This window comes from Starkeya sp. ORNL1 (assembly GCF_012971745.1).
Classification (GTDB): Bacteria; Pseudomonadota; Alphaproteobacteria; order Rhizobiales; family Xanthobacteraceae; genus Ancylobacter.
Map to the genome: position 1 here is coordinate 1,054,017 of NZ_CP048834.1, position 12,560 is coordinate 1,066,576.

At 66.6% G+C, this 12,560-nt stretch carries 10 protein-coding genes; 5 read left to right on the forward strand and 5 right to left on the reverse strand.

Features of this window, described 5'->3' with window-relative positions; genetic code table 11:
• Window positions 1-68: 68 nt before the first annotated feature.
• From G3545_RS05215 to G3545_RS29610, 3 genes are all read right to left on the reverse strand, one after another.
• Entirely contained in the window at window positions 69-1,178 is a 1,110-nt protein-coding gene (locus G3545_RS05215) for an MBL fold metallo-hydrolase (protein WP_170010482.1), read from the reverse strand.
• On the reverse strand, window positions 1,175-2,920 hold the full coding sequence (locus G3545_RS05220; RefSeq protein ID WP_206151441.1) for an ABC transporter ATP-binding protein: 1,746 nt from the start codon (window positions 2,918-2,920) through the stop codon (window positions 1,175-1,177). Before G3545_RS05220 ends, G3545_RS05215 begins: the two co-directional genes overlap by 4 nt.
• A 240-nt stretch (window positions 2,921-3,160) precedes the next feature.
• Window positions 3,161-4,129 carry an AraC family transcriptional regulator gene (locus G3545_RS29610; RefSeq protein ID WP_170010486.1) on the reverse strand — a complete coding sequence of 323 codons (969 nt, stop codon included), beginning with the start codon at window positions 4,127-4,129 and terminating at the stop codon, window positions 3,161-3,163.
• A gap of 259 nt (window positions 4,130-4,388) precedes the next feature.
• On the opposite strand from G3545_RS29610, the gene G3545_RS05230 reads away from it, so the two are divergent.
• The 4 genes from G3545_RS05230 to G3545_RS05245 all read left to right on the forward strand — a co-directional run bounded on the left by G3545_RS05230 (window position 4,389) and on the right by G3545_RS05245 (window position 8,693).
• Entirely contained in the window at window positions 4,389-6,614 is a 2,226-nt protein-coding gene (locus G3545_RS05230; RefSeq protein ID WP_246702699.1) for a TonB-dependent receptor, read from the forward strand.
• Between the two features lie 169 nt (window positions 6,615-6,783).
• Entirely contained in the window at window positions 6,784-7,182 is a 399-nt protein-coding gene (locus G3545_RS05235; protein ID WP_170010490.1) for a hypothetical protein, read from the forward strand.
• Window positions 7,169-8,416 carry an MFS transporter gene (locus G3545_RS05240; RefSeq protein WP_348644633.1) on the forward strand — a complete coding sequence of 416 codons (1,248 nt, stop codon included), beginning with the start codon at window positions 7,169-7,171 and terminating at the stop codon, window positions 8,414-8,416. Before G3545_RS05235 ends, G3545_RS05240 begins: the two co-directional genes overlap by 14 nt.
• An 88-nt stretch (window positions 8,417-8,504) precedes the next feature.
• Window positions 8,505-8,693, forward strand: coding sequence for a hypothetical protein (locus G3545_RS05245; protein WP_170010492.1), 189 nt, complete (start codon window positions 8,505-8,507; stop codon window positions 8,691-8,693).
• Between the two features lie 18 nt (window positions 8,694-8,711).
• On the opposite strand, the gene G3545_RS05250 is transcribed toward G3545_RS05245, so the two are convergent.
• Together G3545_RS05250 and G3545_RS05255 are read right to left on the reverse strand one after the other, a co-directional pair.
• A complete protein-coding gene (locus tag G3545_RS05250; protein ID WP_170010494.1) occupies window positions 8,712-9,872 on the reverse strand; it encodes an alpha/beta fold hydrolase in 1,161 nt (386 codons plus the stop codon).
• A 186-nt stretch (window positions 9,873-10,058) separates the two neighbouring features.
• The gene (locus G3545_RS05255; protein ID WP_170010496.1) at window positions 10,059-10,877 is read right to left on the reverse strand and encodes an SDR family oxidoreductase; all 819 of its coding nucleotides are present in this window, start codon (window positions 10,875-10,877) and stop codon (window positions 10,059-10,061) included.
• Window positions 10,878-11,037: 160 nt separating this feature from the next.
• On the opposite strand from G3545_RS05255, the gene G3545_RS05260 reads away from it, so the two are divergent.
• On the forward strand, window positions 11,038-12,474 hold the full coding sequence (locus G3545_RS05260; protein ID WP_170010498.1) for a deoxyribodipyrimidine photo-lyase: 1,437 nt from the start codon (window positions 11,038-11,040) through the stop codon (window positions 12,472-12,474).
• Window positions 12,475-12,560 lie beyond the last annotated feature (86 nt).

Genomic DNA, 12,560 nt, shown 5'->3' on the forward strand with positions numbered 1-12,560 from the left:
ACTGCGCCGCCGTCGGTTAGCAACGCTTCATGACAGTTCGACGACAGTCGCGATTCCGAAGCGTTGTCTTACCTTGGGGCACTTTCGGGCACACTCGCCATCACGCCCGACGTCGCGAAGCGCGCCTGCGGCAGCGCGGCGTAAAGCGCGGGCAGCTTGGTGCGGTCGAGGAAGGCCGGCAGCACCTCCACCGCGGCAATGGCAGCGATGACGGCTTTGAGGTCCGACAGTGGTGGGTGCACGTTCCAGCGCACGAAAGAGGCGCGGCCCTCGCCGACCAGTTCCGCCGCGAGGGTGCCGCTGCCGACATGGCCGGTGAAGGCGATGCGCACGCTAGGCTCGTCGCGCCATTTCACGGCGAGCTCGCGGCCGAGACCGCTGCCGAGGGCCGGCTTGGCGACGATCATCACGCCTTCCGGCGCCGCTCCGGCGTCGAGCGGACCGGCATTCGACAGCATGCCGGCGAGCGCGGCGCGGCCGTGGGCCGTCAGCACCTCGTCCTCGGCAGCAATCACGGCTTCCGCGATGTGCCGATGCGCCGGGCAGAGCCGTACATGTGCGCCGGAGCGGGCCAGCACCACCGCCATCTCCAGCCCGCGCCCATCGGCCGGCGCCGGCAGCAACAACGGCCCCTCGCCTGCCATGGCGACGAGCTTTGCCGCACCGATATCGAGCGGCTCGTCATAGTCGCCATAGGAGGCGTCGACGATCGCCAACGTCGCCGGCGGCGGCATGTCGAACGGGTAGAGCGCGGACTCCCGGCTGACGTCGCCAGTATAGAGCAGGCTCTCATTGGCAGCGGCATCGGCAATATGCAGCCACACCCCGCCCGGCGCGTGCCCGTTGCGCCCCGTCGTCACCCGAAGGCCGAGGATGTCCGCCATGCCGCGCAGCGGCAGCGCCGACGTCGGGCGTGTCAGCGTGTCGCCTGCCAGATCATGGACCAGCGCCGTCATGAACACCGGCACTTCGGGCGGGACGAGATCAAGCGCGGCGATATGGTCGAGATGGCCATGGGAGACGAGCACGGCGTCGAGCGTGCCGATCCCGCTGAGGTCCGGCCGCCGCTTGTTGTCCGGGCCCTCGCCGCAGTCCAGCAGCAGGCGTCGCCCGTCGATCTCGACCAGGAATGCCGCCGGTCCCTTGACCCCGAACCCGGAGATCGCCTCGACCCTCATGTCCGCTCCGTGGCCATTTCGTCCGCCCCGGCGAACTGGGTGTCGTGAAGGCGGCGATAGATGCCGGGGCCGGCGATCAGGTCGCCGTGGCGACCCTGTTCGGCGATGCCGCCATCGGTCACCACCACGATGCGGTCGGCATTGCGGATGGTGGCGAGGCGGTGGGCGATCACCAGCGTGGTACGCCCTTCCGACAGCGCGGCGAGCGACTGCTGGATCTCGCGTTCGGTCTCGGTGTCGAGCGCCGAGGTCGCCTCGTCGAGTATCAGGATCGGCGGGTCCTTGAGGAAGATGCGGGCGATGGCGACGCGCTGCTTCTGCCCGCCGGAAAGCTTCACGCCGCGCTCGCCGACAATGGTGTCGAGCCCGGCCGGCAGGCCGGCCACCATGACGTCGAGCCGGGCGCGGTGCACCGCCTCCGCGATCTCGGCCTCGGTGGCGTCGAGCCGGCCATAGGCGATGTTGTCGCGCAGCGTGCCGGCGAACAGGAACACGTCCTGCTGCACGATGCCGATATGGGCGCGCAGCGAGGCCAGCGTCAGGTCGCGGATGTCCACGCCGTCAATGCTGATGCGCCCGGCGCTCGGCTCGTAGAAGCGCGGCAGCAGCGAACAGATGGTGGTCTTGCCGGCGCCTGACGGGCCGACGAACGCCACCGTCTCGCCGGCGCGGATGGTGAGGTCGAGCCCGCGCAGCACGAGCGAGGCGGCGCCGCCATAGCCGAAGCTCACCTGCTCGTAGCGGATCGCGTCGCGCAGCCCGGTCATCTCGGTCGCCTGCGGGCGGTCGGCGATATCGGCCTTGGTCGCCAAGAGGTCGAGATAGGAGCGGAAGCCGGCAATGCCCTTGGGATAGATCTCGATGATGGCGTTGATCTTCTCGATCGGCCGGAAGAACACGCCGACCAGCAGCAGGAAGCCGATGAAGCCGCCATTCGACAGGTCGCCGCGGATGACGAACCAAGTGCCGGCAACCATCACCACCATCTGCGTGAGCCGCATGCCGAGATAGGACAGCGAGGCATTGGCGGCCATGATGCGATAGGCGGCGAGCTTGGTCTCGCGGTAGCGCGCATTGTCGTGGGCGAACAGCGCGCGCTCATGGTCCTCATTGCCGAACGCCTGCACCACGCGCATGCCCCCGACATTCTCCTCCAGCCGCGCATTGAAGTCGCCCACGCGGGCGAACAGCGCGCGGAAATTGTGCGTCATCCGTCCGCCATAGTGGCTGGTGAACCAGGCGGTGACCGGCACCACGGCGAAGGTGATGAGCGCCAGCGGCACGTTCACCGTCAACATCAGGGCGAAGGCGCCGAGGAAGGTCATCACCGCGATGAAGGCGTCTTCCGGACCGTGATGGGCGACCTCGCCCACCTCCTCCAGATTCTTGGTGATGCGGGCGACGAGATGCCCGGTCTTGTGGTTGTCGTAGAAACTGAAGGACAGCTTCTGCAGATGGTCGAAGCTGCGGCGGCGCATCTCGGTCTCGATATTGATGCCGAGCATGTGCCCCCAATAGGTGACGATCGCCATCAGCCCGGCATTCAGCACATAGATCACCAGCAGCGCAGCAGCCGCCGCGGCGATCAGGCTCCAATTCTGCTCGGGCAGCAGTTCGTCGATGAACAGCTTCACCGCCATGGGGAAGCCGAGTTCCAGCAGACCCGAGATCACCGCGCAGGAGAAGTCGAGCAGGAACAGGCCCTTATAGGGGGCGTAATAGGCGAAGAACTGCTTCAGGATGGTCATTTTCACGTGCATCGGGCAATGGGCCGTCCGCCGATCGGCGAGGCCGTGGCGAGGGTATATTTCACAAAGCCGCTCCGGTGTCATGACATCGGGATGGCGGAACTTGGCTTCAGCATCCTTCGAGGCCGCCTGCGGCGGCACCTCAGGATGACGTGGTTCTTATAAACGCGACGTCATCCTGAGGTGCGAGCGTAGCGAGCCTCGAAGGATGCTGAAGCCAAGCCACAGCCCTGCTCAAGCACCGCCCTGGCATTGCTTGCGGAACTGCGAGGGCGGCAGGCCGAAGCGGCGGCGGAAGCTGCGGTTGAAGTAAGAGAGGTCGCCGAATCCGGCCTCATAGGCGATGGCGCTGACCGAGCGCAACGCGCCCTCGCCGCGCCGCTCCAGCATGGCCCGCGCCACTTCCAGCCGCTGCTCCAGCACATAGGCGGTGAAGGTGGTGGCCTCCGCCTCGAACAGCTTCTGCACATAGCGCGGCGTGATGCCGTGCGCCTCGGCGATGGTCTCCACCGAGAGATCGCGGCGAGCGAGTTCGCGGCCGATATGATCCTTCAGCGTGGCGAGGCGGGCGGCAGGGTTCGGTGCGCGCTCGTGCGCGCCGTCCAGCCCGAACAGCACGCCGGCGAGGTCGCGTATGTGGTTGCCGGCGAGCCGGGCATGGCGCTCGCTCTCCAGCGGGATCATGCCCTGCATCAGCGCGCCGGCGTAGTGCGCGAGCAGCAGCAGCCGGTTGTCGTTCGCGGATGCCGGCCGCAGCAGCAGCCCGTCGCGATGCGCGCCGCGGGCGACGGCCGGCGCGGAGATGCGCAGATGGTCGACCCGTACCGGCTTGGTGGAGTCATATTCGAAAGGCTCATCCAGCGTGAGCAAGGCAGCGTCGCCGGCCGAGATCACCAGTTCGCGTCCACCCTGGCGAACCGGCATGGCACCGCCGACCGGGCGCAGCAGCAGCACCTCCCCTGCCGGTTCGCTCTCCGCGTGCTCGGCGTGCCGGAATCGCGCAGCGACGCTGAAGCAACTGGCAAGCAGCGCACCGGGCAGCGCGCAATGCACGATCCGGCCCTTGAACAGCGCGCCTTCCGCCACCTCGATCTCGATGCCCGCCATCATCCCGGCAAAGGCGCTGCGGAAGGCGTCGACCCGTTGCGCAGCCGGGAAATGAGAGCTTTCGAACCAGGCCGGCTGGTAAGGCGCATGCATCATGGAATGATTCCAAGTCGTTGCCGCACAGTAACACCGCGTCTTTAAGTGCCCGAGTTCGTTCTAGGCCAGTTTCGGTTTCGTGTCTGCCCAAGCAGAACCACTTCATAAATATTTACAAGTCAGTCCGATGGGCTCAACGCAGATCGCCTGAGGTGCGGCGGCTGCTTATTCGGAAATGTTATAAACTATGAAGCGGTCGGCGCGCGGTGTTCTCTTATCGTCCTTCAGTGTTCTGGCGTTCTGCCTGTCGCATCCGGCCTTGGCCCAGCAAGCGACCAATGACGGCGAGACCATCGATCTCGACACCGTTACGGTGACCGCCACCCGCGCCGATCGCCCGCTCAGCGACGTGCCGCAGACCGTGCGCGTCGTCGAGCGCGCCGAGATCGAGGAGCAGCTTCAGCTTACCAACAGCGCCGCCGCGGTGCTGGCCAAGCTGATCCCCGGCTATACGCTGCCGACGCAGACCATCTCCAGCGCCTCCGAGACCTTTCGCGGCCGCGACCTGCTGGTGATGATCGACGGCGTGCCGATGAACACGCCGCTGCGCGACGTCTCGCGCATCTTGCCGATGATCGACCTCAATACGGTCGAGCGCATCGAGGTGGTGGCCGGCGCCTCGAGCCTGTACGGCTCGGGCGCCACCGGCGGCACGGTGAACTTCATTACCCGCAAGCCGACCGAGGGCAAGCCGACGGTCGCGGTGAATGCCGCCATCCGCGCCTTCACCGCCAAGCTGGGGGAATCGCTGGCGCCGGAGGTCTCGGCCACGGTGTCGGGCAAGGCAACGAGCGGCGTCGACTATCTGTTCAGCGGCAGCGGCACCTTCGCCAACAAGACCTATGACGGCGACGGCCGCGAATTGCCCTCCGACGGCATGCTCGGCCAGGGCGGCGGCGACCGCTTCGGGCGTGGCAATTTCCTCGGCAAGGTCGGCTACGACTTCGACGCCGCCCGCCGCTTCGAGGTGTCCGCCTCCTGGATCTATATGGAGCAGGATCCGCAATGGATGACGCTCTACCAGGCACCGTTCGCCCGGCCGGACATCGGCAATGCCTATACTGGCGAGAGCGTGCTGGAGGACACCAAATCGGTGTCGGCGCGCTACACCGATACTGGCTTCGCGCTCGGCGAGCTGAGCGTGCTGGCGTATTACAACGACATCAAGAAGCGCTTCAACTACAGCGAGTTCGACATCGGCTACAACAACACGGTGTATTATTCGGGTAACCCGGCCTCGCCGACCTCACCGTATAATCAGAGCGAGCTCTATTCCGAACGCGCCGGCCTCAACCTCACCATCGACACGCCCATCAACTTCATCGACGGCGCCAAGCTGACCTGGGGCTCCGACGTCGTCTATGACCGGACGTGGCAGACCATGACCAATGGCGAGGACATCTTCACGCCATTGCAGCAGACCACCTATGCCGGCTTCGCCCAATTGCAGGTGCCGATCGGCGAGCGCCTCGTGGTGCGTGCCGGCGTCCGCTACGAATATCTCGACCTCTCGGTATCCGATTATACGCGGCCGGCGGCATTCACGGGCGGCGTGATTCCGCCTTACGGCCCGGTCGCCGCCATCCTGCCGCCGCTGAACGTAACCGGCGGCGACTACAATTATTCCGCGCCGACCTTCAATATCGGCGCCACCTTCAAGCTGACCGAGACCTCGGAGATCTATGGTGGCTTCAGCCAGGGTTTCGCGCTTCCGGACCTCGGCGCCTTCACCCGGCGCGCCGGCGCGCAGACCACGGCCGACGCGCTCGCCCATAGCTGCGGGCTGATGCCATATCCGCTGCCGGGCAACGTGCCGGCCGGCGTCAATCCCTGCAACAGGTCCTGGACGCTCTCCTATGACGATCTCGGCATCGAGGCGCAGATCGTCAACAATTACGAGCTTGGCCTGCGCTACGGCTTCGGACGCTTCCGCGGCAGCCTCGCAGGCTTCGTCTCCACCTCCGACCAGGGCGTGAACTTCGTCGCCGCCACCAACAGCATCAAGCAGCAGAAGGAGATCATCTATGGCGTCGAGTTCACCGGCGAGTACGCGGTGAACGACCAGCTCACCCTCGGCACCAATCTCGGCTGGCGCGAGGGCAAATGGGATTCCGACGGCGACGGCGACATCGACTACTACCTGCCGAACAACCGCATCTCGACGCCGTTCCGCGGCACGGTCTACGGCGACTATGTCTTCAAGACCGGCACCCGCTTCCGGCTGGAGGGCGAGTTCTGGTCCGGCCGCGACGAATATGACGGCACCGACAGCAATCCGGCCGACGGCCTGACCATCTACGAGATCGACAGCGGCGCCACCATCAATGCCGCGATCAGCCAGCCGCTCGGCGGCGGCACGCTTTATGTGTCGGTCGACAACCTGCTCGACGCCGACTACGCGAACCCGACCGCGACCGCCACCCGCAATCTGCCGGTGAATGGCTGGGGCCGCACCGTCACGCTCGGCTTCAGCAAGACGTTTTAAATGCCGGACAAGAGTCATTCCTGGTTGAGGACCACCTCATCCTGAGGTGCCGCCATAGGCGGCCTCGAAGGATGTTGAAGCAGAGCAACGTCCCTCTGCGTGAACATCCTTCGAGGCTCGCTGCGCTCGCACCTCAGGATGAGGCGGTAGGAATTGAAGTAGATCCACCATGGTGCGTCTCGACAATGAGGCCGGCAGTCTGGTCACGCTGCGCTTCCATCAGCCTTATGCCGACGCCGACGAGGCGGACTATCTCGCGGCCCTTGAGACACTCGCGGCGTTGACCGAGCCTTTCGTACTGCTCACCGTGTTCGGGGGCGGACCCGGCCTGTCGCAGGCCGGCGAGCGGGCGCAGGCGCTGTGGTTCAAGCGCAGCCGGGGGGCGATGCAGCACAAGTGCCGCGCCTGCGCCATCGTGCGGCCGAATGCCAGCGACGACATGGCCGCGGTGTTCCGGCGGCTGTGGTCGTTCCCGATCCATGCGACGCCGGATGAGGGGGAAGCGCGCCGGATGCTTTCGCGCTACATGACGATGGGGAATATGGGGGTCGCTCGTGAGCGTGGCTGAGCAGACGGCAATCGAGGCAACGGCGCCGCCGCTCGGTCGCACCCGGCTGTTCCTGGTGTTGGCCGGGCTCTATCTCGCCCAGGCGATCCCGGCCTATCTCATGGTCGCCGCGGTGCCGCCGATCATGCGCGAGCAGGGCGTGTCACGCACCACCATCGGGCTGATCGCCATATTGCTGGTCCCCGGCGTGCTGAAATTCCTGTGGGCGGCGAAGATCGACCAGATCCGGCCTGTCGCGCGGGCGCACCGGGCGAGCTGGATCCTCATCACCCAGACCGGCACGGTGCTGGCGCTGTTCGCGCTCGCCTTCTTCGAGCCGACCGACATCGTCGCCTTCATGACCATCGGCCTGATCATGTCGGTGCTGGTCTCGACGCAGGACATCGCCACCGACGGCTATGCGGTGCGCCAGCTGGCGGCACGCGACCGGCCGCTCGGCAACGCCATACAGGGCGGCGCGGTGGCGCTCGGGGTGGTCGTCGGGGGTACCTTGAGCCTCGTCATCTACCACCACTTCGGCTGGCGGCCGATGATATGGACCATGTGCGCCGCCTCGCTGTTGCCGCTGATCGCCGCGCTGTCGATGCGCGAGGACGCCGACCCGGAACCCGCCGACCAACCGCGCGCTTCGCTCAAGGCGTTCTGGGCGCGGCCCGAGGCGCGCGAGGCGCTGCTCATCGCATTGGTCTATCGCGCCAGCGAGGGGCTGATAAAGGCGATGGAGGGCCCCTATCTCGTCGATCGCGGCGTGCCGCTCGACATTGTCGGCTATCTCTCCGGCGGCGCCGCCGCCACTGCCGGCCTGATCGGCTCCGGCCTTGCCGCCATATTGATGCTGCGGCTCGGCGCCTCCGGCGTGCTGACGCTGCTCGGCCTGCTGCGGACGATCTGCTTCACGCTGTTCGCTGCGCATGCGCTCGACCTCGTCACCGGCTGGCCGACGCTGTTCGGTGCTGCGGCGTTCCAGACGCTGATCCGCTACATGGAGATCGTCGCGCTCTACAGCGTGTTCATGGCGGTGTCCTCGAAGGCCCAGCCCGGCACCGACTTCACCATCCTCGCCTGCGCGCAGCTGGTGATCTATCTGATCGGCGCCAGCCTGGCCGGTGTGTTGGCGGACCTCATGGGCTATGGGCCGCTGTTCGCGCTCGCCGCCGTGCTCTCGCTAGTAGCGGTGATCTTCACCCGGTCGCGGCTACGGCGGCAGTCGGCCGCAGCTGTTTTGGCCGATTAGCACCCCGGCGGAACACTCGGTCGCACCCGAACCGAGGAACTGGCGGCGTATCGTTGCGTTGGCAACGGTAATAGCCGGCGGACCCCAGATGCTGACCATTCTCCTCCTGATCCTGATCATCATCCTGCTGGGCGGCGGCTATTACGGGCAGCGCGCCTATGGCGCGCGCGCCTTGATCGGGGTGGTGATCGTTGCGCTGGCGCTGCTGATGGTTTTCTGGGTCGCCAGCGACGAGCGGGCAGTCGGCCCCGGCGTGCCGTCGATCATCACGCAATAGAGTTCTGTCTGCAGAATCTTACCTGCTGCCGCAATCGTCGGGCGCCGGCTCGCCGGCGAAGCGCGCCTCGATCCATTGCACCGCGGCGTTGTACGAGCGCTCGGGTACGTCGGTGTGCTCGGCGCCAGATTCCACCAGGAAGCGCACCGGCACCTTGTGGGCGCACAATTCGTCGCGGTAGAGGCTGGTGACCAGCGGCTGCACGATGGTGTCGGAGCCGCCCTGCGCAATGAAGACCGGCACACCCGGCGGCGTGACGCCCGGCGTGTTGCCCTCGATGAGGCCGCGCCAGGGCTGGATCACCGTCACGTCGGTTGCGAGGAACCCTTCGCGCTCGAAGGGCGCCTCGTCGACGCCAAGCGACAGCACCTCCTGGAAGGTCTCGGCGCACTCGCGAGCGATGGGGTTCAACACCAAGCTGACGCGTTCCTCGACGGCGGTCCCGGCCGGGATATTGTAAAGCTGCGACCAGGACCACAGCGCATACGCCGAGAGCACCTTGCCCGGCCGGCCGCTGAGATCGGCGCGGATGATGGTGCCGAGTTCGGTCGGCGGCGCCTGCGCGGCGATGCCGGCGAGCTTCAGTTCCGGCGCATAGGATTTGGCGAGATTGCCGGCCCACAGCGCGGCATGGCCGCCCTGCGAATAGCCCCACGGGATGAAGCGCTCGCCGGCCGCGGCATTTGGCAGCGCACGGGCGGCGCGGGCGGCATCGAGCACGGCGCGGCCTTCGCTCACCCCGATGAGATAGGGGTGGATGCCGCCGGTACCGAGGCCGGGATAGTCCGGCGCGGCGACGACATAGCCATGGGAGAGCAGGTCACCGAGACCATGCACGCGGTCGAATACATCGGACATCAGCGAGGGCGCGCAGTGCCGGGCGACGCCGCTGGTGGGGTGCGCCCACACCACCAGCGGACGATTCGCAGCCCCGCCCGAAGCAGGGATGGCGACGACGCCGGAAACCGCGATCGGCTCGCCCTTCAGCCCGATAGAGCGGTAGAGGATACGGTAGGCACTCGCGGCATGCGGCGGCGGCGTCATCGGCTCGGCGCGGATCAGCGTGCCGGGATGGCCGTGCAGTTCGGCGGGCTGGGTCTGGTAGAAGGCGTCGTCGGCGAAAGCCGGAGAAGCCGCCACCGCAATGATGGCGGCGAGAACGAATATCGAGCTACGCACGGTGTCTGTTCCCTGCCCCCCAGATGCCACACCATAGTGCGCATCCGGGACAGAGGGATCAATTCCCCGCTTAATTCCAGCGTTCCGTGATCCCAGACGGCCACAGGCCGATCCGGGATCGCGTGACGATCTGTTGGGCGATCCCGGCTCTGCGCCCTGCAGGCTCCGGCCGGGATGACATGCTTCTCACGCCGCTACGGCATCGTCCTTGATGCCATAGCGCGCCGCCGGACGGTCGCGCGAGAGGTCGGGCACCATGGCGAGGCGCGCGGCGTCGTATGCCTCGAATACCTTCACGTCGGGCATCGACGGGATGGTGATGAGCTCGCCCTGGTCCAGGCCGGCAAGCGCGGCGTCGACAAGGTCTTCGGCCGACATCATCATCTCGGCCGGTATCTGCTGCTCCGCGATTCCGGCGCTGCCGAAGAACTCGGTGCGAGTGTAGCCCGGCAGCACGGCCTGAACGCGTACCGGGGTGTCCTTCAGCTCGCTCTGCAGGGACTGGGTAAGGCCGAGCACGAAGGCCTTGGTGCCGGCGTAGGCACCGAGGAAATGGTCCGACACGAAGGCGACGACGGAAGCGACATTGACGAGCGTGCCCTTGCCACGCGCGCTGAACGCGTTCACCGCTGTAACCGCGAGGCGGTTCAGGGCGACGACGTTCAAGTCGACCATCGCTTCGATCCGATCGATGTCGGCACCGAGCACCGGGCCTTCCGTGCCCGAGCCGGCATTATTGACCAGCAGGGTGATGGCGGCGTCGTCGCGGATACGTTCGGCGACGCGACGCACGTCGTCCCTCTTGCCGAGATCGGCGGCGAGCACATCGACCTTGCGGCCGGTGCTGCGGGCGAGGTCGGCGGCGAGGTCGTCGAGGCGGCCCTTGTTGCGGGCGACGATGACAAGATCGTAGCCGCGTGCGGCCAGGCGCTGCGCGTAGACCTTGCCGATGCCGGACGAGGCGCCGGTGACGAGCGCCGTGCCCTTTGCTTCTGTGTGAGCCATGAAATCCTCCCAATGGGTGCGGGCGTCGAGCCCGTAGCTGATGTCGGCATTTAAATTATGATCATCATCTAAAATCCGCAAGCTCGCGAAAGCCGAGATTTCCGTGAACCCTCTGGTGTCGCCCGGCGTATGTCGGAACGGACGAACGGAGAATCTTAGCATGACCAAGCCGGCGCCTGCGCTTTTCTGGTTCCGCGACGATCTGCGGGTCGCCGACAATCCGGCGCTGGCTGCGGCGTGCGCCTCCGACCGGCCGGTGATCTGTTGCTATGTGCTGGATGAGGAGAGCGCCGGCGTCCGCCCGCTCGGCGGCGCGGCACGCTGGTGGCTCTCTCGCTCACTGGCGGCGCTGGAAACCGCCATAAAGCGGCACGGCGGCACCCTGGTGCTGCGGCGTGGCAAGGCGGCGCATATCATCGGCGAGCTGGTCGCGGAGACCGCCGCGAAGGCGGTCTATTGGAACCGGCGCTACGGGGCTGCCGAGATCGCCGTCGACACCGCGATCAAGGAAGCGCTGAAGCGGCAAGGTGTCGAAGCGACGAGCAGCAATGGTGCCCTGCTGCATGAGCCGTGGGAGGTGCTGAACAAGGCGGGCGAACCGTTCCGGGTGTTCACGCCCTATCATCGCGCGGCGGCGGCCCGGCCGGTCCGTGCGCCCTGCCCGGCGCCGCCCTCGCCGCGTCTCGTCAACGGGATCTCCAGCGACACGCTCGCCGACTGGACGCTGGAACCGCAGCATCCCGACTGGGCGGGTGGCCTTCGTACCTTCTGGACGCCGGGCGAAGACGGCGCGCGCGAGCGCATCGCGGATTTCCTCGATGGCGGCATGAAAGGCTATGCCGGCGGCCGCGACCGGCCGGACCAGGACCACACCTCGCGGCTCTCGCCCTATCTGCGCTTCGGCAATATCTCGCCGCACCAGGTTCTCGCTGCCGTCGGCCATGCCGAAGATGCCGGCACCATCCCCGCCCACGACGCCGCGAAATTCTTCGCCGAGCTTTATTGGCGGGAATTCTCCTATGCGCTGCTGTTCCATTTCCCGGACCTCGGCACGCGCAATTTCCAGCGGCGCTTCGATGCTTTCCCATGGCGGAGCGATACCGCCTTCCTGAAAGCGTGGCAGCGCGGGCGAACCGGCTATCCGCTGGTCGATGCCGGCATGCGGCAATTGTGGGAGACCGGATGGATGCACAACCGGGTGCGCATGGTCGCCGCCTCCTTCCTGATCAAGCACGGCCTGATCGATTGGCGCGACGGCGAAGCCTGGTTCTGGGATACGCTGGTCGATGCCGATCCCGCCAACAACACGGCAAGCTGGCAATGGGTAGCGGGCTCCGGCGCGGATGCCGCGCCCTATTTCCGCATCTTCAACCCGGTGACGCAGAGTGAAAAGTTCGACCCGCAAGGCGACTATATCCGCCGCTTCGTCCCGGAATTGGCCGAGTTGCCCGCGCAGACCATCCACCAGCCATGGGCGGCGAGCGAGCCGGTGTTGAAGCAAGCGGACGTGCGGCTCGGCGAGACCTATCCGCGCCCGATCATCGACCATGCCGCGGCACGCCAACGCGCGCTCGACGCCTTCGCCCGCGTCAAATGAAACGCGGGAATCCGTGACGGAGCAGCCTCACCCGGTTGCCCGCGGAACCATGGTCCACTAGTTTCGTCGACCTTTGGCTCACTGGC

Coding starts and splice junctions, on each gene's coding strand:
- G3545_RS05215 (WP_170010482.1), bottom strand. CDS start 1,178: ATGAGGGTCGAGGCGATCTCCGGGTTCGGGGTCAAGGGACCGGCGGCA.
- G3545_RS29610 (WP_170010486.1), bottom strand. CDS start 4,129: ATGATGCATGCGCCTTACCAGCCGGCCTGGTTCGAAAGCTCTCATTTC.
- G3545_RS05235 (WP_170010490.1), top strand. CDS start 6,784: ATGGTGCGTCTCGACAATGAGGCCGGCAGTCTGGTCACGCTGCGCTTC.
- G3545_RS05245 (WP_170010492.1), top strand. CDS start 8,505: ATGCTGACCATTCTCCTCCTGATCCTGATCATCATCCTGCTGGGCGGC.
- G3545_RS05255 (WP_170010496.1), bottom strand. CDS start 10,877: ATGGCTCACACAGAAGCAAAGGGCACGGCGCTCGTCACCGGCGCCTCG.
- G3545_RS05260 (WP_170010498.1), top strand. CDS start 11,038: ATGACCAAGCCGGCGCCTGCGCTTTTCTGGTTCCGCGACGATCTGCGG.